This window comes from Brevibacillus brevis (assembly GCF_001039275.2).
GTDB classification, from domain to species: Bacteria; Bacillota; Bacilli; order Brevibacillales; family Brevibacillaceae; genus Brevibacillus; species Brevibacillus brevis_C.
In genome coordinates, this window is sequence record NZ_CP030117.1 from 1,858,807 (window position 1) to 1,882,561 (window position 23,755).

Sequence of the window (23,755 nt, forward strand, 5' to 3'; positions counted from 1 at the left end):
AATCTGACGATTGATAGGGGGGAAGGGAAGGGGAAGCTTACCTCGCCACAATCCCTCCAGGCACCTCCAAATACTCCCTCTTCTCCACGAACAACGGCTCTACAATCCCAAACTCATCCTTCAACTGCTTCATTTTCTCCCGAGCCTCAGATTCCGTACGATAATACCCTGCCTCAACAAAGTATCCACCTTGGTTGTCCTTCAAAACTCGCATATTGTCCGCGACCAACAGAGATTCCTCCATAGCCCCGAGCGTCTCTCCATACGGCACGGAAGCGGTCCGCACCGAGTACACAGGCTGCTGCTTTTCTGGCGTCACTTCTTTTGGCGAAATCGTAATCACAATCTGTGCCGGTTCCTTATACTCTTTCACCTCATAAGCAATCGCTTCCTTAAAGGTCACATTAAACCGCACGAGAGAATCGTCCAATGAAATAATCTCGTAGGCATCTTCGATATACGGACTTTGCTTCAATGTCTCGAAATCTTTGACAGCCGAAAATCTTCTCGCACCACCAACAGCAAACGTCATCGTATTCGGGTATTCAGTAAAACTCACGTGGAAGGAGCTGGCGTTCTGCTGTACCTCATTATCCTGGGTAAAGTTCAAGATGATGTTTTCCTGGTCTCCTTGCTTCTGGACTGTAATGAAGCTAACATCTACGGCATCCTGAGGAGTACCGCCGCCTGCATTGCCTTTATTGAATTGCAATATTTTCACCAGCTTGCCGAGACCAGGAACGTTTTCCAAAGCACTTGCAAAAGCGGGCATCGTGTTCACGCTGACCGTGAAAAGAACAAAGACAGTAGCTGCGCTTACGCCAGCGTGCTTCAACCAACGGGTTCTTGCTTTCGCGCGTTTTCGATGAAGCTTCCCGCGATCGATGGCTTGCTGGGTGACTGCCGCCAACTCTTCGGGAATTTCAATATCGTGATAGGCTTGTTTGTAATCGTCCAACTTTTTATCCAAGAGATTCACGCTCCCCAATGTTCACTTTCAATTTCTCCAGCCCGCGGTAAATGATCGACTTTACGGAACTGAGGGGTATGTCTAGCACATCGGCAATGTCCTTGATGGGCATGTCTTCGAAATATCTCAGCATAATGACCGTTCGGGATTTTTCATCGAGTTGGCCCAAGGCATCATGCAAGTCGATGACATCTTCCCGCGGTTTCTGCTCGTAGCTTCCTTCATGCTCTTTATCCATATAAACGACTTTTTTTGCTTTGCGAATGTGATCCAATGCGCAGTTGACGGCGATTTTGGTCAGCCACGTTTGAAAATATTGCGGCTGCTTTAATTTGTGTACAGAGATGAAGGCGCGGTAGACAGTTTCCTGTACGATTTCCAGTGCGTCTTCCTTGTTTCGTACATAAGTAAAAGCCATGCGATATATTTTTTCTCTATTCTCTTGGATCAGAAGCGTAAAGCTGTCTTCATCACCGGAAATGGCTCTCTGTGCCAGTTCAGTTTGATTCACGATACTGCACACCCTCCTTACTGAATACGTTAGGTTCTTCCTTCTACCCGAAAATAATCCCGCAGTGATAGACACACTGCGGGAGCGTAGTTCCTTTTTCTCCTTACTTCAATGGAAGCACCATTTTATTTTTCATTGCGCCGCTTTCTTGATCGATTTCAAACAGTTCGAGGGTGCTTGGCTTATTTTTGGACAGATTGCTCAGCGGAATGACAATCTCCTTGGAGAATTCACCCCATTCCGGGCCGCCTTTCGATGCTGTTCCAAAGCCTTTGGCAACGACCTGTTCGCCTTGCTTCACGGCATACTGATAGGTGCCTTCGAAAACGCTAGCTTCGCCAGATACGGTATACACGACAGACGGTGCCGCAAGCTTCAGGTTACGAAAAACTTTGGTGTTTTTTACTGTATCGGAGCTATCTAATGGAATCGAAAGCTTGTTGATGATCGCGCCGTTCTCTTGATTGATTTCAAACATCTCGAGCATCAAGGGCTCGTTTCCGATCAGCTCACTTCTTGCAATCTTAATCGTTTGCGCAAAAGTTCCCCATTCCGGGCCACCTTTTGAAGCAGTGCCGTACCCTTTTGCCAAGACGTGCTTCCCTTGCTTGACTGCGTATTGGTACGTTCCTTCAAAAACACTTGCTTCCCCTTTTACGGTGTACAAGAGAGCAGGCTCCGCTAGTTTGATATTCCGGAACATATTCTGCTTGGCTGCTTCGTTTGCTTTTGTTTCTTGCTGCGTGGTTGCTGGGGGAGTAGCCTGGTTAGCCCAAGTCGTGCCGAGAACTCCAGCAAAAACAGAGCAAGTCAAAATAGAAGCCGCAAATACAGTGATCGTTTTTTTATTCATGGTGAGTCTCTCCCTTATATGGCATATGGCCGTTATGATTAATTGTTTTTTTGTTGTAGCTTCATGAAGTTTACATGGGTTAGACGGGGGAGGGAAGCAAAAAGACGCAAGAGATTTTATGGGAAAAAACGGGATCTTCTTGCTCTATTTAGCAGAATTTTTAAAATATTTCAGACATCGATTCGCAGATTGAGCTATACTGTTTTTATGGAACAATCTTCTATTAGTGGGGGCGGAAAGAATGAAGAAACTCGTTTCTCTAGCGGTCGTTGCAAGTATTGCAATTCCGTTACTGAGTCCGACTTTTGTCCAACAAGCTGCTGCAAACGCTATTCATGATTATCGTAACGAAGTCCAGGTCAACCAGTTCCGTCCACATGGGGGAGATAAGCAGGAAGTGGGTGATTTCATAGCGTCCTTGGTAAAGCAACGATCCAATCCTGCTGAGATAGCAAAGCTGGTGGCAGATGACTCCTTGACGAATTTTGCGATGAAAACCTATGTAGAAGGATTGGCGCAATACAAAAACATTCAGGTGATCGAAGCAAAAGTAGACAAGCTGTACACCGTCACGAAGGAGGACGCTTACAATAACTACCGCGCGATTGTGAAATTCAAATACGTCGGGTATACCGCAGATAACAAGGCCATTGAAAAAACGGATTATCTCGGCTTGGCCAGACTCGGGACAGACCCGGTGAACTGGAAGGCGTGGGGCGTCATTTGGCAGGACTCTGGCATCGATGTGTCAGATGTGAAGCTGTTTCAGTTGGAGAAGCCACGCAAAGGTGAAGAAATATGCGTGATCACGACTGATGCCGGTGTGATCAAGCTGAGACTGTTCCCGAACAAAGCTCCAAAAGCAGTGGAAAACTTTAAGACTCTCTCGAAAAAAGGGCAATACAACAATATGATTTTTCACCGTGTGATCAACGATTTCATGATTCAGGCGGGAGATTTGAAAGGGCCGGACGGCAAGGAGCTGCCGAGTATTTACGGCGATTCGTTTGAAGACGAGTTTAGCCGGGATCTGTTCAACTTCAGGGGAGCGCTCAGTATGGGGAACGCTGGACCGAATACGAACAGCACGCATTTCTACATTGTACAAAGCCCGAAGGTAGATCAGGAGTACCTCGATTTGTCGGCGCTACCACTGAACGCAGAAGCGAAGTATAAAGAAATTGGCGGACGAGCTTACCTCGACAATCGCCACACTGTTTTTGGTCATGTATTTGCAGGGATGGAAGTGGTAGACAAGATCGCTGCCCAGAAAACAGATGAGAATGCCAAACCCCTCCAAAATCCGATAAAGGTACAAAAGATCGAATTCGTCCCCTATAACGAATAAGTTCCGCCAGCAAAGCAAAAACCCCCTCTCATTCCTGTCATTTGGGATGACGGGGGTTTGTCAATGAAGGGGAGATACAAGTCAATAAGGCTCCCAGCGCAGTTTTCGTGCTTTCTCGAATCGCTCTTCCACATATGGCCAATTGACGATATTCCACCAGTTTTCTACATACTTGTCTCGCTGGTTTTGATACGCCAGGAAATAGGCATGCTCCCATACGTCCAGCGCCAGTAGCGGAATCACATCCCATTGTGACAGGTTCTGGTGCTTTTCGGCTGTAAGAATCTCCAGATGATGTGTTCGAGGGGACCAAACGAGGATCGCCCACCCAGGACCTTCTACCTTTTCTGCCGCCTGACTAAATTGTCTCTTAAAGGCGTCATACGATCCGAAATACCGATTGATTGCCGCTGCAAGATCACCAGAAGGTGTGCCACCGCCATTTGGACTCATGGATGGCCAAAAGATCGTATGCAAGTAATGACCGGCCCCATTAAAGGCTAGCTCGCGTTCCCAATGGCGTATGAGATCAAAGTTGCCACTTTCTCGAGCCTCTGCCAGCTTCCGTTCTGCTGTATTGAGATCGTCCACATACTTCTGGTGCAGTTTGGTGTGATGGATTTGCATGGTAGCTTCATCGATGTACGGCTCCAATGCGTTGTAGGCATAAGGAAGCGGAGGGAGGGTATGTCGGCCGACAGCTACGGGGCGTGCTGCACGGACTGGCTCGCGTGCACCGGGATAGGAAACGGGTTCTGGCACTACAGGCACTTGTACTTCTTCCACCACTGCTGGCTGTGCATTCATTGATTCCTGAACAGGTTCCTTCCCTTCTCCTGCCAAATTTTCCTCATCTTCACTCAACTGAGCCAGTCGTAAAAAGTGATGGAATTGCTCCTGCACTTGTTCTGCGCGAGTGATGAGAGCAGGTAGCTCGTCGCTTTCTAGTGTTGAACCCAGCTTGGATGCTTCCCTTCCGATCCGTGTAAATGTTTCTTCGAATTTGTGCAGATGCCGTTCGAGTTCTCGGTTGAGGGGCTTGTGTCTTCGCAAATGCTCGATCCATTGTCGGCCCCATTGGCTCCAGTCCAGCAAATTCTTGGCTTCTTCTACCAAAAGATTCTCCTCCTCGTGGGCACATCATCTCTCCCCACATTATGAAAGGCGCCTAGAGAAGGTGCGACATTTGCGGAGTACAAGAAATTTCATCTCCGCATATGGTAGTAGCACAAATGTTTGAGTGGTATGCTGTACTATATTCATTTCAACAGGGGAGACACATTAGCATGAGTAGAGAACGAGCGATTGCCGTTATTGATTCAGGAGTGGGAGGATTAACTGTTGCGAAGGAAGTCATGCGTCAGCTACCCGAAGAACGGATTGTTTATGTAGGCGATAATGCCCGTTGTCCGTATGGCTCCAAATCGCCGGAAGAGATTCGTGCCTACAGCTTTCAAATGATCGATTATGTGATGCGTACACCGTTAAAAGCATTGGTGATCGCCTGTAATACTGCGACTGCTGTCGTGCTGGAGGAAGCGATGGAGGATTTGCCGCTGCCCGTCATTGGGGTGATTGAGCCAGGCGCACGTGCGGCTGTTCAAGTCACGAAAAATGGAAGGGTTGGTGTCATCGGGACGGAAACGACCATTCGTACCAAAGCGTATGAGCGTGCGCTTTTACGGATTCAACCGGATTTATACGTCGCTGGCATGGCTTGCCCCGCATTTGTGCCACTGGTGGAGAGCCACATGGCGAACTCGGAGGAAGCAAGAAGAGTTGTAAAAGAAACGCTTGCCCCGTTCTTGCACGAAGATTTGGACACGTTAATTTTGGGCTGTACACACTATCCGTTGTTAGCACCAGTCATTTCGGAAGTGATGGGAGATCGAGTGCGCTTGATTAACTCCGCTGAAGAGACAGCGCGAGAATTGTCCCTGCAAATTGCGACGGACGCCGAAAGCAAGCAAATAGAACGCCCGGAACATCTGTTTGTGACGAGTGGGGACGCCCACACATTCCGGACCATTGCAGAAGAATGGCTGGATTGCAAAGTGAACGTCCAGCACAACTCATTGGAAAAATCCGTCCATCCCTGATGGAAGATCCTTGTCTGGCGAGACAAACTTTCAACGCATAAACCCAAGCCTAGCTCGTATACATGGTAGTACAAAGTGTCTGGAGGAGGCTGGGGAAATGAAGATAAAGCACATCGGGAAAATGACGGCCGTGCTGGGGGTTAGCGCAGTGCTTTTGTCGGGCTGCGGTCTCTTTGGCCCGGAAAAGGAAACGATTAGTATTGATGCACCGCCACAGTCAGAGGTATCAGTTGATTTGCCAAACGGCACGCCGTCCCCGGATGCTGCAAAAGAAGGCGCACAACCGGTCGTTCAGGAGACTGGAGAGAGAATGGTATATTTGCAGGATGCTAACGGATATATCGTTCCTGTCTCGATGACTCTTCCGAAATCAGAAGGTCCTGCCAAACAAGTATTGAGCTACATGGTAAAAGGTGGTCCGGTAGAGAGCATGCTCCAGGGTGGCTTCTCCGCTGTATTGCCGAAAGGGACAGAAGTAAAAGGACTTGTCATCAAAAACGGCGTAGCCACTGTCGATTTTTCCAAAGACTTCAAAACGTACGAGGAGAAGGACGAGAAGAAAATTGTCGATGCAGTCACCAGGGCGTTGACGGAATTTAGCAACGTCAAAACTGTGCAAATTTGGGTGAACGGAACGCCGTTGACAGAAATGCCAGCAGCCAAAACACCCATAACGCTATTAGACCGGAATCAAGGAGTCAATCTCGAACTGGGCGATGGGGCGGTACCAGGAGATACCTCCAGCGTAACGGTTTATTTCCAAGGACAGTTGGATGATACACGTACGTATTATGTCCCAGTCACTCGCCTGGTTCCTGAAACGGCTGATATCGCCAAAGCAACCGTAGAAGAGTTGATCAAAGGACCGAAACAAGGATCTCAGCTCTTTAGTTCCTTGCTCCGTACGACACGTGTTCTGGATGTGAAGCAGGAAAAAGATTTGGTGACGGTCAATTTGAGCAGTGACATCCTCAAGTATGACGATGGCAAGGAAGCGAGCCCAGAAGCCCTGCAATCGCTTGTCTTGTCATTGACAGAAACGACAGGAGCCAAGCAAGTGCAGCTGCTGGTGGAAGGGAAACCGCTAGCCAGTGGCGAGTTCACCAAGCCAGTGAGCCGCCCGATTCAACTCAATCCCATACAGATGTAAGAAACGAGCCACGCCCGTATTAACGAGCGTGGCTTTTGTTCGCCAATTGTACGTCGTCACTAGCGCGTACGGCCCTCCGAATAACAAGTCCAAGCACAAGCGATGGGATCGTGACAAAAAGACCTGCCACAAAGCCGACTATGCGTGGGTCTGCCATCGTCAGAATCCAACCGCCAAGGAGCATGGACAGACCGATCAGGATGTTTGAGATCGTCGCATCCAAGGCAAATACTCTGCCATGGTAGCTGGGGGTGACATGGCGCATGATCAATGTATTCAGGCTGGCGTTCCCCATTCCTCCCGCGACGGTGGAGAGCGCAAAGAACAGTGCCGTTACATAAATCGTGGGTGAAAAGCTGGTCAATAGCAGTGCAAATCCTTCCAAAGCGAAGCTGCTCGCAGCCACTTCGTTAAAGTATCGTTGAAAGCGCTGAGCGAGCATCCCCCCGATGATGAAGCCAAGTCCGATTGCACCATACAACAGACCAATTCCCCATTCACCGGCAGTAAACACTTGATAGGCATAGACACTGATCAGGACATTGATAATCCCCCCGCCGATTGGCCATACGGCTTTTAGCAACAAGATGGCGTACACAATCGGTGTGGATGTGATGGCGCGGATCACCTCTCCGTAGGTAGAGACTTTAGCAGCCTGACGCAGTTGCACGTTATGAACGGAATCGCCTGGGAAGGAGTGTACCTTCAGTCTAGCCAGAAACAGAGCCGATGCGAAAAAGGAGAGGGCATTGAAAAGAAAAGCGAGATCACTTCCCCAGAGTGCAACAAAAATACCGCCGATCAACGAACCGATGGCCATGACAATTCCAAAGATACTTTGATCAAGTGCGTTCGCCGTCGCCAATTCCTCAGGGTCAACGATTTTGGGGAGCAGGGACATTCGAGCCGGATTGTAGAGCGACGAAAAGGCAACCAACAAGAACGTCCCCGCATAGACGATCCACAAATCTGACTTTTCTGACACGAACAGAAATGAAAGAGCAATGAATCCGCGAACGAGATCACAGGCGACCATCACTTTTTTTCGATCAAAACGGTCTGCCATTAGACCACCAAGCGGACCAAAAATCAAGTGAGGCAGCGTACGTAGTGCGAGGGTAATGCCCACAGCGATAGCTGTTCCCGTTATTTCGAGCAGCAAGGCGAGCACAGCAACGCTGTTAAACCAATCTCCGATTCCGCTTAAGAAATTGGCCGTTAAAAGACACCGTAAATTCGGCTTTTTCAAGAGAAACAGGAAGCTCATAAGAAGATTCACCTACCATCAAATTAATCAAATATCTAATTAGATGATATTTAAATTTATTGATGGACGCAAGTAATTTTTGTATGAGGGAGGAAGTGACAAGAATATTTGCAATTGACGTAAATAAGGAAGAGGCGTTTGTGCAGTGGCAGATCGTTTCCTGCCTCTGGTATAATGAGCGGAGTGTAACAAAGCGATTTAGGAGGAACTTGGAATGAGAGTGGATGGCCGTGCCCATGATCAATTGCGCCCTGTAACGATTACGCGCAATTACATTAAACACGCAGAAGGATCGTGCCTGATTGAAGTCGGAGACACAAAGGTGATTTGTACGGCGACTTTGGAGGACCGGGTACCGCCTTTTATGCGTGGTGGCGGGAAGGGCTGGATCACAGCCGAGTATTCCATGCTTCCCCGAGCAACAGCGACCCGCAACGCGCGTGAGTCGTCCAAAGGAAAAGTCGGCGGACGAACAATGGAAATTCAGCGTCTGATCGGACGTGCTCTGCGCTCCGTTGTGAACCTGGAAGCAATGGGTGAACGCACCATTTGGTTGGATTGCGATGTCATTCAGGCAGACGGAGGTACACGGACAGCTTCGATTACTGGAGCCTTCGTAGCAATGGTAGACGCGATGCAAAAGCTGGTGGATAGTGGCACCTGGAAACAGTTGCCGCTCAACGACTTCCTGGCAGCCACCTCCGTAGGAGTAGTCGGCGAGGAAGCAGTGCTCGATCTCAACTACAAAGAAGATTCTACAGCGATTGTCGACATGAATGTCGTTATGACGGGAAAAGGAAAGTTCGTCGAGCTGCAAGGAACAGGGGAGGATGCTCCGTTTTCACCTGAACAGCTACAAGAAATGATTGCCCTTGCAAAAGTCGGCATTGACAACTTGATTAACAGTCAAAAAGAGGCGCTCGCAGATGTTACGCTCTCTTTTGCACAATCAGTAGCGGAGGAAAGTCATGCCTAATCGAAAAAAAGTCGTTCTCGCAACACGTAACCAGGGAAAAGTGAAAGAATTCAACAGGCTGTTTGCAGATGCAGGCTGGGAAGGAATTAGCCTCGCTGAATTTGACGGTGTGCCAGAGGTAGTAGAAGACAAGGACACCTTCGAAGGAAATGCCCTGAAAAAAGCAATCGAAATCTCTACATACTTGAATATGCCCGCCCTCGGTGACGATTCTGGTCTGGAAGTAGATGCGCTGGAAGGACGCCCTGGCGTTTACTCCGCGCGCTTTGCCGGGGAAGATGCAACAGACGAGCAGAATTGGCGTAAATTGTTGAAAGAGCTGGAAGAGGTGTCGACGCAGGAACGCACAGCTCGCTTCCGTTGTACGTTGGCGTTGGTGATTCCGGGCGAAGAGCCAATCATTGCCACTGGCGCTTGTGAGGGCGTGATCGCGCGTGAGCCAAAAGGTACAAACGGCTTCGGATATGATCCGGTATTCTACATCCCATCGATGGACAAAATGATGGCCGAACTCATGCCAGAAGAAAAGAACCAGATCAGCCACCGCGCTCGTGCCATGCAACAACTGCTTGAAATTATCAAGTAGACAAGAGAGAAAACAGGAGAGTGAGGCGTGATGGGAATTCTCATCATGAGCGATAGCCACGGCTTGGTTCGGGAAGTAAGCCAGGTCGTCAACCGACATCATGTCGAAAAAATTTTGCATTGTGGCGATTTTTGTGTCGACCATCAGCGCGAGCCGTTTTCCAACATGACGCTTGTCCGAGGCAATTGCGATTCGACAGAAGAGGTGCCGACTGAGCAAGAGACCGAATGGCGAGACCTTCACATCCTGCAAACGCACGGACATCTTTTCGGAGTAAAAGGCTCTCTTCTGCGCCTTCATTACCGTGCAGAAGAGGTCGGAGCAAATGTAGTCGTATTCGGTCACTCTCATGTACCTGTCTGTGGCGTAGAGAGAGACATCTTGTTTCTGAATCCGGGCAGCCTGCAAATGCCGCGCGGTTTCCACGTACCGACATATGCTCATTTAGAAGAGACAGGAACGAGTCCGACAGAAGTTTACATATCCGTGGCGTTTTATGATCATGTAGGCAACCTGGTTTCACAATTGGGAGGGAACTATTCTGTTCGTCGACCAATCAGGTCTTCTTGAAAACTAAAAGATTTGTGCTATACTAGAATGGTTATAATGGCTAGAATATTATCATCCGAGCCTGCGAAGATACCATGGCGCGGCTGGCGATGTTCTGTTGATTCGATTTAGGAGGGGAAGTTTACGTGGCAGCAAATTGGGAAAAGGTAGAGAATAACCAGGGAGTCCTGACGGTTGAAGTAGATGCTACGCAAGTAGACGCAGCATTAGATCAAGCGTTTAAAAAAGTGGTTCAAAAAGTTCAAGTTCCAGGATTCCGTAAAGGAAAAGTACCACGCAAAATGTTCGAATCCCGTTTTGGTGTAGAATCTCTGTACCAAGACGCTCTTGACATTCTGCTTCCAACTGCATACGGACAAGCTGTTCGTGAAGCTGGTATCGAGCCAGTAGATCGTCCAGAAGTAGACGTAACGCAAATGGAACAAGGGAAAAACCTGATCTTCAAAGCGACTGTAACTGTGAAGCCTGAAGTAAAGCTGGGCGACTACAAAGGTCTGTCCATCGAAGAAAAAGACTTCTCTGTAACAGAAGAGAGCGTTGACGCTGAACTGAAGCGTATGCAAGAGCGTCATGCTGAGCTCGTTGCAGTAGAAGAGGGTGCCGCACAAACAGGCGATATCGCTGTAATCGATTTCGAAGGCTTCCAAGACGGAGTAGCTTTTGAAGGCGGTAAAGCGGAAGATTACTCTCTGGAACTGGGTTCCGGTACTTTCATCGCAGGGTTCGAAGAGCAACTGGCTGGCTTGAACATCGGCGAAGAAAAAGAAATTACCGTAACTTTCCCTGAAGAGTACCACTCTCCTAACCTCGCTGGTAAAGAAGCGGTATTCAAAGTGAAGCTGAACAGCCTGAAGCGCAAAAACCTGCCTGCTTTGGATGATGAGTTTGCCAAAGATGTGAGCGAGTTCGACACGCTGGAAGAGCTGAAAGCAGACACCAAGAAAAAACTCGAAGAAAAAACAGCGCAAGAAAAAGATCAATATGTTCGTGAGCAGCTCGTTCTGAAAGCAGCTGAAAACGCTGAGATCGATTTGCCAGCAGTAATGGTTGAGCATGAATTGGATCAAATGGTAAATGAATTTGGTCAACGTCTGCAATACCAAGGCATGACGCTGGAACTGTACTACCAGTTCTCCGGCATGGATGAGAGCCAACTGCGTGATCAATTGCGTGCAGACGCAACATCCCGCGTTCGCACTTCCTTGACTTTGGAAGCAATCGGCAAAGCAGAAAACATCGAAGCAACAGAAGAAGACGTAAACGCAGAACTGGATAAACTGGCTGGCGTATACGGCCGCCCAGCTGATGAGCTGCGCAAAATCTTCTCTGCACAAGATGGCATGGCTGCTCTGTACCGCGATGTGCAAACTCGCAAAACAGTAGATTTGCTGGTTGCAGAAAGCAAAGTAACAGCATAAGCTTAGAAGAACGCATGATTGGTCAGTGGGCAGGCTAACCCTGACGCTGGCTGTCAAGACCACAAGGCACGAGTGTATCGTGCCTTGTTTTTCCACCATTGACTTTTTTCGGCAAAGGAGGAAAATACATAATGCTAATCCCTATGGTCATCGAGCAAACAAGCAGGGGAGAGCGCTCCTACGATATTTACTCGCGCCTCCTGAAAGACCGGATTATTCTGTTGGGCACCGAGATTGATGATGAAATCGCCAATCTGGTCGTCGCTCAACTGCTTTTCTTGCAGGCGGAAGATCCGGACAAAGACATATCGCTATACATAAACTCTCCAGGTGGTTCTGTTACAGCAGGAATGGCCATCTATGACACCATGCAGTACATCAAACCGGATGTGTCCACGATTTGTGTGGGCATGGCTGCCAGCATGGGTGCGTTCCTGTTGGCTGCGGGTGCAAAAGGCAAGCGTTTCGCTCTGCCAAATGCCGAAGTGATGATTCACCAACCGCTCGGTGGTGTGCGTGGGCAAGCAGAAGACATTCGCATTCATGCGGAGTGGATTATGAAAACGAAGCGCCAGCTAAATGAGATTTTGTCTGAGCGGACAGGTCAGCCTTATGAACGCGTAGAGCAAGATACAGACCGCGACAATTTCATGAGTGCAGAAGAAGCAAAGGCCTACGGATTGATTGACTCTATTATTGAACGCAAAAACTGACCCGTTGTGAGGTGAAGCGCATGTTTAAGTTTAACGACGACAAAGGCCAACTGAAGTGTTCCTTCTGCGGCAAGTCCCAGGAACAGGTGCGCAAGCTGGTAGCTGGTCCTGGTGTTTACATTTGTGACGAATGTATCGAACTGTGCAATGAAATTGTACAGGAAGAACTGGGCACTGAAGAAGAAATCGATATGAAAGAAATTCCAAAGCCAGTGGAAATTCGCAAAATCTTGGATGACTATGTCATTGGTCAGGATATGGCGAAGAAGTCCTTGTCTGTAGCGGTGTACAACCACTACAAACGGATTAATTCCGGGGCGAAGATCGAGGATGTGGAGCTGCAAAAATCCAACATCATGTTGATCGGTCCGACTGGTAGCGGAAAAACATTGCTCGCGCAAACATTGGCGCGCATTCTGAATGTACCTTTCGCGATTGCGGACGCAACTTCTCTGACAGAGGCAGGCTATGTGGGTGAAGACGTTGAAAACATCTTGCTCAAGCTCATCCAGGCTGCTGATTATGATGTTGAGAAGGCTGAAAAAGGAATCATTTACATCGACGAGATTGATAAGGTAGCCCGCAAATCGGAAAACCCATCTATCACGCGTGATGTATCTGGTGAAGGCGTTCAGCAAGCGCTTTTGAAAATTTTGGAGGGTACGGTTGCAAGTGTTCCACCACAAGGCGGACGCAAGCATCCTCATCAAGAGTTCATCCAAATCGACACGTCGAACATTTTGTTCATCTGCGGTGGTGCATTTGATGGCGTCGAGCAGATTATCAAGCGTCGTTTGGGTAAAAAAGTCATCGGTTTTGGTGCAGACTTCGGCGATGGCGTAAAAGGCGATCTGAAAGCAGGAGAATACCTGAAATACATTTTGCCGGAAGACCTGCTGAAATTTGGTCTGATTCCGGAGTTTGTCGGTCGTTTGCCAGTACTTGCTACTCTGGAGCCGCTGGATGAGGAGACGCTTGTGCGTATCCTGACAGAGCCGAAAAACTCTTTGGTGAAACAGTACCAAAAACTGCTGAGTCTCGACGGTGTTGAGCTGGAGTTCGATAACGGTGCGCTCATGCAAATCGCCAAAGAAGCGATTAAGCGCAATACTGGTGCGCGCGGACTGCGTGCGATTATCGAACAAATCATGCTCGACATGATGTATGAACTGCCTTCCAGAGAAGACGTCAACAAGTGCGTCATTACTGAAGAAACGGTTCGCGACAAAGTGAAGCCGCAACTGTTGACCAAAGAAGGCCAGGAATTGCACGAAGAAACAGCATAAGTATTGTCTACACAGACCATCTCGTGATAAGCGAGGTGGTTTTTTTGTTGTTGGTTTACGTCTACGCTTGCGGGGCAATACTACTTGATATCGTTCAAGAGAAGCTTTACATATGCACAAAACGGTCATGAACGTGTTCCCTCACTTCGGGGGACAAAAGCTGACCGCAAGCGAAGACGCATGGGAGGGACTGCATATGGACTATACGACATTGGTCATTGCTGTCATTGAAGTGGTTGTTGGTATCGTGATCGGCACCTACTTTTGGAACTTGCTGCGAGCGCAGAGAAACACGAAAACCTCAACCGAAAAGGAATCGCGCAAGGATCTTGATTCCATTCGTAAAATGAGAATGGTTGCGTTGACAGAGCCTCTGTCAGAGAGAACAAGACCAGCGACTTTGGAAGAAATTGTCGGACAGGAAGATGGGCTTCGTGCGTTGCGTGCCGCTTTGTGTGGTCCCAACCCACAGCATGTCATTATTTATGGGCCACCTGGTGTAGGCAAGACCGCAGCGGCTAGGGTCGTGTTGGAAGAAGCGAAGAAAAATCAGCTATCGCCGTTTTCTTCTGATGCCAAGTTTATTGAAATCGATGCGACGATTGCTCGTTTTGATGAGCGCGGGATTGCTGACCCGTTAATCGGTTCTGTACATGATCCGATTTATCAAGGGGCAGGCTCGCTTGGGCAGGCGGGTATCCCGCAACCAAAGCCAGGCGCTGTGACGAAAGCGCACGGTGGCATGCTTTTTCTTGATGAAATAGGGGAACTTCATCCTGTGCAGATGAATAAGTTACTGAAGGTTCTCGAAGACCGCAAAGTCATGCTAGAGAGTGCTTACTACAGCGAGGAAAATAACCAAATTCCTTCGCATATTCATGACGTTTTCAAATACGGTTTGCCCGCTGATTTCCGTCTGGTGGGAGCGACGACGAGGCTTCCAGAAGAACTGCCTGCTGCGCTTCGTTCCCGTTGCCTGGAAATCTTTTTCCGCCCATTAAAGGCTGGAGAAATCGGGAGTATCGTGCGTACGGCCGTGCCTAAAATGAATATGACTATAGAAGACGGCGCAGTTTCCGTGATCGAGCGCTATGCGACCAATGGACGTGAAGCGATCAATACACTGCAAATCGCTGCGGGAATTGCCTTGACGGAAGATCGCCAAGACATCCATGCTGCCGATGTGGAATGGGTGATGCACAGCAGTCAAAAATCGCCTCGCCCCGAAAAACAGGTGCATGATACGCCGCAGGTCGGATTGGTTAATGGTCTTGCTGTCTACGGTCCGAACATGGGGAGTGTGATGGAGCTGGAAGTGACTGCTTCCCCCGCAGTTATTCTTGGTCAAGGTCGAATGGCGATGACAGGAATGGCTGAGGAAGAGGAGATGGGCACCCGCAGCCGGACGATCCGCCGGAAGTCGATGGCAAAAGGATCGATCGAAAACGTTTTGACTGTCCTGAACAGAATGGGCGTCCGCCCGTATGATTATGATCTGCATATCAATTTTCCGGGAGGTATCCCTGTCGATGGGCCTTCTGCGGGCATTACCATTGCTACAGCAATCTACTCGGCGATTTTGAATTTGCCTGTCGATAATTTACTGGCTATGACCGGCGAAGTGAGTATTCATGGGAAGGTAAAGCCGGTTGGGGGTGTAGTCGCGAAGGTAGAGGCCGCCAAACAAGCGGGGGCGACCAGAGTTCTCATTCCACAGGAAAACTGGCAAAGCATTTTTGCTGATATGAAAGGGATCGAAATCATACCGGTGTCAACTGTCTCGGAGGTAATCGAGCTAGCCGTACCGCAAGCTGCCATGCAAGAAGAAGAGGCGACGGGATTTACTTTGCAAATCCCAGCAGAGGATCTCGCTTCCTCTCCGCTATCCCTGTAACAGTCGGGTATGCTCGCGGATTAGACATCGGATTGTGTTTGCGCTACAATGGAAAAAAGCTTCTGCTTGCAAAGAGCCTGAGGCCTTGCCCGGCCTGAAACGAGCTCCACAAAAAATGATTGCGAGATCTTTTTTGTCTCGTTTTTTGGGGCCGGGCGGGCGTTTAAAAAACGGCTTTGAGGGCCGTTTTTGTCTGTTATAAGGCTCTTTGTAAGAGGGTAGATCAACAAGGAGAGGTGCATCCGCTTGGGCGAACGTTCCGGTAAACGAGAATTACCGCTTCTCCCGTTGCGAGGATTGCTTGTTTATCCGACAATGGTACTCCATTTGGACGTTGGACGGGAAAAGTCCATCCGCGCATTGGAGCAAGCCATGGTAGACGATAACAAGATTTTGCTTGCGACACAGGAAGAGGTCCATATAGAAGAGCCAGATGCTGAGCAAATCTACAGTATTGGTACTGTTGCGCGTGTGAAACAAATGCTAAAGCTGCCGAATGGGACAATCCGTGTATTGGTAGAAGGCTTGCAGCGCGCGAAGATCGAGGAGTATCTTCAACAGGAAGATTATTTCGTCGTGTCGATTACATATTTGCAAGATGAAAAAACAGAGCAAAATGAAGTGGAAGCTTTAATGCGTTCCTTGCTGGGCCACTTTGAGCAGTACATCAAGCTGTCCAAAAAGGTTTCTCCGGAGACATTAACCTCTGTGCAGGACATTGAGGAACCGGGACGTTTGGCAGATGTGATTGCTTCGCATTTGCCGCTCAAGATGAAGGACAAACAAGAAATTTTGGAGACGACCAACATCAAGGAACGTCTCGAAATTCTTTTGACCATTTTGAACAACGAGCGCGAGGTACTTGAGCTGGAGCGCAAGATCGGCAACCGCGTGAAGAAACAGATGGAGCGCACGCAAAAGGAATACTACCTGCGTGAGCAAATGAAAGCTATCCAAAAAGAGCTGGGCGATAAGGACGGACGCCAAGGCGAAGTAGATGAGCTGCGTGCTCAGCTTGAAAAATCGGACGCTCCTGAGCGGATCAAAGCGAAGATCGAGAAGGAGCTCGAGCGTCTGGAAAAGATGCCGGCGACTTCTGCGGAAGGCTCGGTCATCCGTACGTATATCGATACCTTGTTTGCACTGCCTTGGACGAAGACGACAGAAGACAATCTGGATATTCTTCATGCACAGCAAGTTCTCGATGAAGATCATTACGGCTTGGATAAACCGAAGGAACGTGTCTTGGAGTATTTGGCCGTACAAAAGCTGGTAAACTCCATGCGTGGACCGATCCTTTGTCTGGTAGGCCCTCCGGGTGTCGGGAAAACATCTCTGGCTCGTTCCGTAGCGCGTGCAATCGGGCGTAATTTCGTTCGCATCTCCTTGGGGGGAGTACGCGACGAAGCAGAGATTCGCGGACATCGCCGCACGTATGTAGGTGCTCTCCCGGGTCGAATTATCCAAGGTATGAAGCAAGCTGGCACGATTAACCCTGTCTTTTTGCTGGATGAGATCGACAAGCTCGCGTCTGATTTCCGTGGAGACCCTGCGTCTGCCCTGCTCGAAGTACTCGATCCAAACCAAAATGATAAATTCAGTGATCACTATATCGAAGAGACCTATGATTTGACGAACGTCATGTTTATTACGACCGCAAACAGTCTCGATACGATTCCGCGTCCGCTTTTGGACCGGATGGAGGTCATCTCGATTTCCAGCTATACCGAACTGGAAAAGCTGAACATTTTGCGTGATTACCTCTTGCCGAAGCAAATGCAGGATCACGGTCTGGGCAAAGATAAGCTGAAAATGAACGACGACGCGATGCTGAAGCTCGTTCGTCTGTATACGCGAGAAGCGGGTGTTCGCAACCTCAATCGCGAAGCAGCTAACGTTTGCCGCAAAGCTGCCAAGCTGATCGTGAGCGGTGAGAAGAAGCGAGTCGTGGTTACGGTCAAGACGTTGGAGGCACTGCTCGGCAAACCGCGCTACCGCTATGGACTGGCGGAGAAAAAAGATCAAGTCGGCTCTGTTACGGGTCTGGCTTGGACACAAGCAGGCGGAGATACGCTGAATGTAGAAGTCAGCATTTTGCCTGGAAAAGGAAAGCTCACCCTGACAGGGAAACTGGGTGACGTCATGAAGGAATCTGCGCAGGCAGCATTCAGCTATATTCGCTCCCGTGCAGAGCAGTGGGGAATTGATCCGTCCTTCCACGAGAAGAACGATATCCACATCCACTTTCCAGAAGGGGCGATTCCAAAAGACGGTCCTTCTGCTGGGATTACAATGGCAACCGCGCTCGTATCCGCCCTCACGAAAATCCCTGTGAAAAAAGAAGTGGGGATGACCGGGGAGATTACGTTGCGAGGTCGGGTTCTACCCATTGGCGGGCTGAAAGAAAAATGCATGTCTGCTCACCGTGCAGGTTTAACCACGATCATTTTGCCAAAAGACAACGAGAAGGATATCGAGGATATCCCGGAGAGCGTACGCGGTGAACTGACATTCTATCCAGTTGATCATTTAGATGAAGTGCTGCGTCACGCGCTAACTAAACAGCCAGTAGGTGACAAAGCATGAAGGTAACATCATCAGAGTTTATTATCAGTGCGGTTGGACCAAAGCAGTATCCGACTGATGGTCTCCATGAGATCGCGCTGGTAGGACGCTCTAACGTAGGAAAATCATCCTTGCTCAATAAAATGATGAACCGCAAAGGTCTTGCCCGGATTAGTTCTCGTCCGGGTAAAACCCAGACATTGAACTATTTCCGTGTCAATCAAATGCTCTACTTCGTTGACTTCCCGGGTTATGGGTATGCAAAGGTAGCGAAGACAATCAAGGAACAATGGGGAAAAATGATCGAGGGCTATTTGAAAAACCGGAAAGAGCTTCGATTCATTATTCAACTGGTCGATATTCGCCATGCTCCGAGCAAAGACGATATTGCAATGTACGATTGGTGTAAGCAAATCGGGATTCCTACCGTAGTTGTAGCGACGAAAGGTGATAAAATCGCTCGTGGGCGTTGGCTGCAGCATACGAAGATCATCCGTCAAAGCCTGAATTTGCGCGGGGATGATACGATTATTGTATTTTCCTCAGAGACAGGTCAAGGCAAGGATGAACTGTGGGCAGAAATCATGCGTCGTATCCGTGCTGGCGAGGAAATAGCCAAGGAGACGGCTAGCAAGGCTGAGGAGACTGCTCCAGCCAATGAGTAATTCTTAGACCCAATTCGTCGTGGGGAAGGGAGCATCTGAGTGAGCGGGAGTGCTTGCTTTGCTGTACGTGGTGTGATCGAAGGCTTTTATGGAACACCTTGGACACATGAAGAGCGGCTGGATATGATCGACTTTTTGCACCGACATGATTACAATGCGTATTTCTATGCCCCAAAAGATGACGAGTATCTGCGGGAACGCTGGATGGAGCCGCTTCCTGCGAAAGCCAATCAACAGTTAGACGAGCTGATCCAGCGGGCACAGACTTGCAACATGCAGTTTATTTATTGCTTGGGTCCTGGACTCAGCATGGAATATACGAATCGTCAGCATTTGGAGCTGTTGGGCAGGAAGTATCGGGATTTGTACGATCGTGGTGTGCGTTACTTTGCACTATTGTTCGATGATATTCCCATGCACCTGTTACATGAGAAGGATCTAGCCGAGTTTTCCCATTTGGCGGAAGCGCATGCCCATACGACGCTTTATGTGTGGGATTTGATAAGTAGCTGGGGCGATCCAGTCAAGCTGGTGGTCTGTCCTACACAATACAACGGGATTGGAAAAGAAGCGTACATCATGTACCTCGGCCAGCATTTGCCGATAGAAATCGATTTGTTTTGGACGGGACGATTCGTCTGCTCGCCCTATCTGACAGACGGCGATGCGATTCGTTTTCAAGAGTACTCGGGTCATCAGCCATTTTATTGGGACAACTACCCGGTGAATGATTTGGCGATGGCGAACGAACTACATATCGGTCCATTGCGTCATCGTGACCCTGACTTATGGCAATATGCAGCAGGCTATGTGGCGAATGCGATGTCTAGACCAGAATGCTCGAAGATTCCTTTGATTACGACGGCAGCTTATTTACGAGATCCGATCGGCTACGATCCTGAAACGGTATGGAAACAAGCCGTAGAGGAAGTAGCGGGACAAAAGGATGCGGATGCTTTCTTCACCTTTGCGAATAACGTGCAAAGCTCGTTTTTATGCGAGGTGGAATCGCCACGATTGCTAGAAGCGATCCTGACCTTCCGCTTTCATTTTTTGCAGGGAGATCGGCAAAAAGCCATTGCGGACTTGACGGCTCTTTTCCAAAAGATGGAAGCGGCGGCTGACAAGCTGTTGGCAGGGATGACGAATCAGAAGCTTGCAGAAGAAACGAGGCCGTGGGTGGAGAAGTTCCATCTATGGACCAAGGTCGGTCTGTCGGCAGTCGCTCTCATTGATCATGGGACAAGAGGGCGACTGCCACAAGCGGCGTATCATCTGCTCCGGCTCAAGCGGTGGCTCAAACGAACGGAGCGTTACCCGCAAGAAGTGTGCGGACCAGTCATGCAGCTTTTTGTGGATGCCGTAATGCTAGAGGTCAAGAAGAGCTCATAAAAAAAGTTCCTTTCCCGCAGGGGAGAAGGAACTTTTTTGCTTTTCGCATCAGGCAGATTCACGACCGTCATTTGGTTTTCTCTGACGGAAATTCCGCAACCATTCTTGAATCGGCAGCTCAGCCAGAATCATGCCGGCAAAAATCAGGAGACATCCGGTCAACTGTCTTCCACTCAGGACTTCATGAATAAAGACGTATGAGGTGAGTGCGGCAAATACGGGTTCCAAAGCAAAAATGAGAGCGACCCTCGTCGAGCTGGTTTGTTTTTGCAAGGCCGTCTGCGCGAGAAAGGCCAGTGCCGTGGCGAAAATAGAAGTGATGATCAAACCAAAGGCCACCTCGGGTATGAACAAGATCGCCGGATCAAAAGCACGACTCCAATCCTCGAAGAAAAAGGCGTACAGCCAGCTCATTACACCTACCGTACCTAATTGCGTAATAGCAAGGGGCAATGCTGCAAAATGAGGTGCGAATTTGCCGGTAGAGACGATTTGCATGGCGAAGCAGATGGCACCGACGAATACCAGGGCATCACCGAGATTAAAGGCAAACGACTGATTCTGCGTCAGCAAATACAAGCCGAACGCTGCTAGAATCACACCGACGATAGCGAAAGGTTTGACGCGCTCACGCAAAAGCAAAAACGAGAAGAGCGGCACTAATACGACGGATAAACCAGTGATAAAGCCAGCTTTGGAAGGTGTTGTATACAAAAGTCCTACGGTCTGCAAGGCGTATCCCAGACAGAGCCAAAAGCCGAGGATGACGCCGGCACGAAGCAGTGGCCCTTTCCATTCAGAGGTCTGCCTACGATGACGATTGCGGATGAAATAGATGATCAATAAAAATAACGCAGCAATGGTAAAGCGTACGGCGTTAAACGTATTGGGAGGCAGCGATGCGATTGCCTGCTGTACGATCAAAAACGTGGTTCCCCAGATAAAAGCGACGAGGAGCAGCGTTATGTCTGCCATCCATGGTTTTCTCAAAGCTTCTTTCCTCTCCTTTCTGGCATTTTCACAATTTTTCTTCTGCTTTCATGTATAGCCGACATCATAAGGTATTCCTAGAAGGAACGCAAGCGGATTATCTGGGATATACCCAAAGTACACTCCGTTAATAAATTTTTCACAATTACTCCTATCCGATTCGGGACATAATGATATAATAATAGTGCATTTTACATATGCCGCTAACAGGTTTGTTATTCTGGGAGGACATTATGGATATTCTTTTGCTGGGTTTAAACTACAAAACAGCCCCTGTCGAAATTCGCGAAAAGTTTACATTCAGCGACGATGGGACAGCACGCGCTCTTCATCTTCTCTCCCAGACGAAGAGTATCGCAGAATGTATCATCCTGGGAACGTGCAATCGGACAGAAATTTACGTCGTTTGTGACCAGGCGAATATTGGCCGAGACTATACTCGCCGCTTTTTGGCAGAATGGTTCGGCGTGGAGAAAGAACAATTTAAGGATCATCTCTATATAAAAGAGAACGAACAGGCAATCGAGCACTTGTTCCGAGTCTCTTCCGGTCTTGATTCGATGGTAATGGGAGAAACACAAATCCTCGGACAAGTCCGGGATGCGTTCCTGTTGGCGCAGGAGCGTCAAACGACAGGGACTGTCTTTAATACCTTGTTCAAGCAAGCGATTACGTTCGCCAAGCGTGCCCACACAGAGACAGCGATTGGACAAAACGCGGTTTCTGTCAGTTACGCTGCTGTCGAACTGGGGAAAAAGATATTCGGTTCCTTCGCAGGGAAGTCTGTCCTGATCGTCGGAGCGGGCAAAATGAGCGAGCTGACAGCCAAGCACCTGCACGCAAATGGTTCGGAACGCGTCATGGTAGCGAATCGTACATTGGAGCGAGCACAGCTTTTGGCAGAAAAGTTCAAGGGTGACTCCTGTACGATGGAGCAGTTGCCAGAGGCACTGCTCACAGCAGACATCGTCATCAGTTCGACCGGAGCGACAGGTTATGTCCTCGGCAAAAAAGAACTGGCCCCAATCATGAAACAAAGGAAGCATCGTCCGTTGTTCATGGTGGATATCGCAGTTCCTCGCGACCTGAATCCTGACTTGCATGATCTTGATAACGTCTTTTTATATGATATTGACGATCTCGAGGGCATCGTTGCGAGTAACGTTGCGGAACGTTCTCGTGAAGCGGAACGTCTGGATGTCATGATTCAAGAAGAGATCGTGGCATTCACGACCTGGTATCAGACGCTTGGCGTGGCGCCACTCATCGCTGCACTGCGTGACAAGGCAAATACGATCCAAAGCGAAGCGATGCGAAAAATCGAAAACAAGCTGCCGAATCTGTCTGAGCGGGAGATGCACATCATCCGCAAGACAACCAAGGGTATTGTCAATCAACTGTTGCACGATCCGGTCGTGCGTTTAAAAGAAATGGCAGCTACCAAAGATGGGGAAGAAGTACTGGATATTTTCGAGAAAATGTTTGCGTTGGAGGAGATCCTGGAGCGAAAAGAACAGGAAGCAATCTGGGCTAACGATAAAAATAAACAGACATCTTCTTCTCGGGAGCAGGTATTGGCCTCCCGGTTCCCTGACTAAGCTGACCTGACAATCTATCTGCTACTGTTAGAAACCGATTGGGAAAGTGGGGGAGAGAGTGCATGGCCGAGGTGAGATGGATCTACGACTTGACGATCTTTCTCTACGCTGCAAGTGTTCTCTTCTATTTTAACGACTTCTTGCAAAGCAACCGGAAAGTCAATCGTCTGGCTTTCGGGTTGCTTGTTGTCGTTTGGGCCTTGCAAACCGCATTTTTTGTCTCGCAAGCAGTCATGAAGGGGTATTTTCCAGTCATTACGCTGTTTGAGACGCTCTTTTTTTATTCATGGGTGCTGGTAGGCTTGTCGCTTATCATTCACTATTTTTTTCGGATTGATTTGCTGGTTTTTTTTACTAATATTATCGGATTCGTCGTGCTCGTCATGTCGATGTTTTTGCCGGAAACGCCGATTGAGGCTGTATCGAGTATCTTGACCTCTGAGCTATTGTTGACACATGTGACACTGGCCATGTTCAGCTACGGGGCGTTCTCGCTCTCCATGATCTTCTCGGCCATGTACCTGCTTCAGCACAAAATGCTCAAGGAAAGACGCTGGTCGCCGTTGCTCAGGCGTTTGCCCAGCCTTGATCAACTGGAAGGCTACGCGTACCGAATGAACATGCTGGGTGTACCGATGCTCTTGCTCTCGATTGTATTAGGGATCATATGGGGTAAAATGGTTTTGCCGGAGAAATTTCTGCTAGATTCAAAAGTAGTGCTCTCCATGTTGGTTCTTGCGATTTATTCGCTATGGCTGTACCAACGCTATCGGGATACGGTGCAGATGCGCAGACTCGCGCAGTGGAACGTTCTGGCGTTTTTGTTACTACTTATCAATTTTTTAGGCTTCACTACTTCTACATTTCACGACTGGTGGTAGGGGCTGCTCATCAAGGAGGCTGT

The 23,755-nt window shown here is 48.8% G+C and carries 21 protein-coding genes; 15 read left to right on the forward strand and 6 right to left on the reverse strand.

Going from position 1 to position 23,755, the window contains the following annotated elements:
• Positions 1-37: 37 nt before the first annotated feature.
• The 3 genes from AB432_RS09390 to AB432_RS09400 form a co-directional block, all read right to left on the reverse strand.
• The gene (locus AB432_RS09390; protein ID WP_048032060.1) at positions 38-970 is read right to left on the reverse strand and encodes a DUF4179 domain-containing protein; all 933 of its coding nucleotides are present in this window, start codon (positions 968-970) and stop codon (positions 38-40) included.
• Positions 963-1,481: a sigma-70 family RNA polymerase sigma factor gene (locus AB432_RS09395; protein WP_048032061.1), complete on the reverse strand. Its 519-nt coding sequence runs from the start codon at positions 1,479-1,481 to the stop codon at positions 963-965. The genes AB432_RS09390 and AB432_RS09395 overlap by 8 nt, the downstream gene beginning before the upstream one ends.
• A 103-nt stretch (positions 1,482-1,584) precedes the next feature.
• On the reverse strand, positions 1,585-2,334 hold the full coding sequence (locus AB432_RS09400; RefSeq protein ID WP_048032062.1) for a Gmad2 immunoglobulin-like domain-containing protein: 750 nt from the start codon (positions 2,332-2,334) through the stop codon (positions 1,585-1,587).
• Between the two features lie 241 nt (positions 2,335-2,575).
• On the opposite strand from AB432_RS09400, the gene AB432_RS09405 reads away from it, so the two are divergent.
• Positions 2,576-3,682 carry a peptidylprolyl isomerase gene (locus tag AB432_RS09405; protein ID WP_048032063.1) on the forward strand — a complete coding sequence of 369 codons (1,107 nt, stop codon included), beginning with the start codon at positions 2,576-2,578 and terminating at the stop codon, positions 3,680-3,682.
• 81 nt (positions 3,683-3,763) lie between these two features.
• Here the strand turns inward: AB432_RS09405 and AB432_RS09410 are convergent, their stop codons facing one another.
• Positions 3,764-4,798 carry a superoxide dismutase gene (locus tag AB432_RS09410; protein ID WP_048032064.1) on the reverse strand — a complete coding sequence of 345 codons (1,035 nt, stop codon included), beginning with the start codon at positions 4,796-4,798 and terminating at the stop codon, positions 3,764-3,766.
• 170 nt (positions 4,799-4,968) lie between these two features.
• Here AB432_RS09410 and racE point away from each other — a divergent pair, with 170 nt between their 5' ends.
• Positions 4,969-5,781, forward strand: a complete 813-nt coding sequence (gene racE / locus AB432_RS09415; protein ID WP_048032065.1) for a glutamate racemase — start codon at positions 4,969-4,971, stop codon at positions 5,779-5,781.
• Positions 5,782-5,878: 97 nt separating this feature from the next.
• Entirely contained in the window at positions 5,879-6,931 is a 1,053-nt protein-coding gene (locus AB432_RS09420; protein WP_048032066.1) for a GerMN domain-containing protein, read from the forward strand.
• A 19-nt stretch (positions 6,932-6,950) separates the two neighbouring features.
• Here AB432_RS09420 and AB432_RS09425 read toward each other — a convergent pair whose 3' ends face one another.
• On the reverse strand, positions 6,951-8,198 hold the full coding sequence (locus tag AB432_RS09425) for an MFS transporter (protein WP_048032067.1): 1,248 nt from the start codon (positions 8,196-8,198) through the stop codon (positions 6,951-6,953).
• 214 nt (positions 8,199-8,412) lie between these two features.
• Between AB432_RS09425 and rph the strand changes: the two genes are divergently transcribed.
• From rph to AB432_RS09475, 10 genes are all read left to right on the forward strand, one after another.
• Complete coding sequence (gene rph, locus AB432_RS09430; RefSeq protein ID WP_048032068.1) at positions 8,413-9,174, forward strand: ribonuclease PH; 762 nt, start codon at positions 8,413-8,415, stop codon at positions 9,172-9,174.
• The gene (locus tag AB432_RS09435) at positions 9,167-9,760 is read left to right on the forward strand and encodes an XTP/dITP diphosphatase (protein ID WP_048032069.1); all 594 of its coding nucleotides are present in this window, start codon (positions 9,167-9,169) and stop codon (positions 9,758-9,760) included. The genes rph and AB432_RS09435 overlap by 8 nt, the downstream gene beginning before the upstream one ends.
• A 30-nt stretch (positions 9,761-9,790) precedes the next feature.
• A complete protein-coding gene (locus AB432_RS09440; RefSeq protein WP_048032070.1) occupies positions 9,791-10,330 on the forward strand; it encodes a metallophosphoesterase family protein in 540 nt (179 codons plus the stop codon).
• 125 nt (positions 10,331-10,455) lie between these two features.
• On the forward strand, positions 10,456-11,748 hold the full coding sequence (gene tig / locus AB432_RS09445) for a trigger factor (RefSeq protein WP_048032071.1): 1,293 nt from the start codon (positions 10,456-10,458) through the stop codon (positions 11,746-11,748).
• Positions 11,749-11,879: 131 nt separating this feature from the next.
• On the forward strand, positions 11,880-12,461 hold the full coding sequence (gene clpP, locus AB432_RS09450) for an ATP-dependent Clp endopeptidase proteolytic subunit ClpP (RefSeq protein WP_007722241.1): 582 nt from the start codon (positions 11,880-11,882) through the stop codon (positions 12,459-12,461).
• 20 nt (positions 12,462-12,481) lie between these two features.
• Entirely contained in the window at positions 12,482-13,747 is a 1,266-nt protein-coding gene (gene clpX / locus AB432_RS09455; RefSeq protein WP_007722243.1) for an ATP-dependent protease ATP-binding subunit ClpX, read from the forward strand.
• Positions 13,748-13,943: 196 nt separating this feature from the next.
• The gene (gene lonB / locus AB432_RS09460) at positions 13,944-15,641 is read left to right on the forward strand and encodes an ATP-dependent protease LonB (protein WP_048035748.1); all 1,698 of its coding nucleotides are present in this window, start codon (positions 13,944-13,946) and stop codon (positions 15,639-15,641) included.
• Between the two features lie 246 nt (positions 15,642-15,887).
• Positions 15,888-18,227 carry an endopeptidase La gene (gene lon / locus AB432_RS09465; protein WP_048032072.1) on the forward strand — a complete coding sequence of 780 codons (2,340 nt, stop codon included), beginning with the start codon at positions 15,888-15,890 and terminating at the stop codon, positions 18,225-18,227.
• Complete coding sequence (yihA, locus tag AB432_RS09470) at positions 18,224-18,871, forward strand: ribosome biogenesis GTP-binding protein YihA/YsxC (RefSeq protein WP_048032073.1); 648 nt, start codon at positions 18,224-18,226, stop codon at positions 18,869-18,871. Before lon ends, yihA begins: the two co-directional genes overlap by 4 nt.
• 39 nt (positions 18,872-18,910) lie before the next feature.
• Entirely contained in the window at positions 18,911-20,263 is a 1,353-nt protein-coding gene (locus tag AB432_RS09475; RefSeq protein WP_048032074.1) for a protein O-GlcNAcase, read from the forward strand.
• A gap of 48 nt (positions 20,264-20,311) precedes the next feature.
• Here AB432_RS09475 and AB432_RS09480 read toward each other — a convergent pair whose 3' ends face one another.
• On the reverse strand, positions 20,312-21,253 hold the full coding sequence (locus AB432_RS09480) for a DMT family transporter (protein ID WP_327377345.1): 942 nt from the start codon (positions 21,251-21,253) through the stop codon (positions 20,312-20,314).
• 233 nt (positions 21,254-21,486) lie between these two features.
• Between AB432_RS09480 and hemA the strand changes: the two genes are divergently transcribed.
• Positions 21,487-22,851, forward strand: coding sequence for a glutamyl-tRNA reductase (gene hemA / locus AB432_RS09485; protein WP_047072881.1), 1,365 nt, complete (start codon positions 21,487-21,489; stop codon positions 22,849-22,851).
• 62 nt (positions 22,852-22,913) lie between these two features.
• Entirely contained in the window at positions 22,914-23,732 is an 819-nt protein-coding gene (locus AB432_RS09490) for a cytochrome C assembly family protein (RefSeq protein WP_048032076.1), read from the forward strand.
• Positions 23,733-23,755 lie beyond the last annotated feature (23 nt).

Bases quoted from the DNA above. Each gene is read 5' to 3' on its own strand.
- AB432_RS09405 (WP_048032063.1), top strand. From the start codon at position 2,576: ATGAAGAAACTCGTTTCTCTAGCGGTCGTTGCAAGTATTGCAATTCCG.
- clpP (WP_007722241.1), top strand. From the start codon at position 11,880: ATGCTAATCCCTATGGTCATCGAGCAAACAAGCAGGGGAGAGCGCTCC.
- AB432_RS09400 (WP_048032062.1), bottom strand. From the start codon at position 2,334: ATGAATAAAAAAACGATCACTGTATTTGCGGCTTCTATTTTGACTTGC.
- AB432_RS09425 (WP_048032067.1), bottom strand. From the start codon at position 8,198: ATGAGCTTCCTGTTTCTCTTGAAAAAGCCGAATTTACGGTGTCTTTTA.
- AB432_RS09440 (WP_048032070.1), top strand. From the start codon at position 9,791: ATGGGAATTCTCATCATGAGCGATAGCCACGGCTTGGTTCGGGAAGTA.
- rph (WP_048032068.1), top strand. From the start codon at position 8,413: ATGAGAGTGGATGGCCGTGCCCATGATCAATTGCGCCCTGTAACGATT.
- AB432_RS09420 (WP_048032066.1), top strand. From the start codon at position 5,879: ATGAAGATAAAGCACATCGGGAAAATGACGGCCGTGCTGGGGGTTAGC.
- racE (WP_048032065.1), top strand. From the start codon at position 4,969: ATGAGTAGAGAACGAGCGATTGCCGTTATTGATTCAGGAGTGGGAGGA.
- AB432_RS09490 (WP_048032076.1), top strand. From the start codon at position 22,914: ATGGCCGAGGTGAGATGGATCTACGACTTGACGATCTTTCTCTACGCT.
- yihA (WP_048032073.1), top strand. From the start codon at position 18,224: ATGAAGGTAACATCATCAGAGTTTATTATCAGTGCGGTTGGACCAAAG.
- lonB (WP_048035748.1), top strand. From the start codon at position 13,944: ATGGACTATACGACATTGGTCATTGCTGTCATTGAAGTGGTTGTTGGT.
- AB432_RS09435 (WP_048032069.1), top strand. From the start codon at position 9,167: ATGCCTAATCGAAAAAAAGTCGTTCTCGCAACACGTAACCAGGGAAAA.
- clpX (WP_007722243.1), top strand. From the start codon at position 12,482: ATGTTTAAGTTTAACGACGACAAAGGCCAACTGAAGTGTTCCTTCTGC.
- hemA (WP_047072881.1), top strand. From the start codon at position 21,487: ATGGATATTCTTTTGCTGGGTTTAAACTACAAAACAGCCCCTGTCGAA.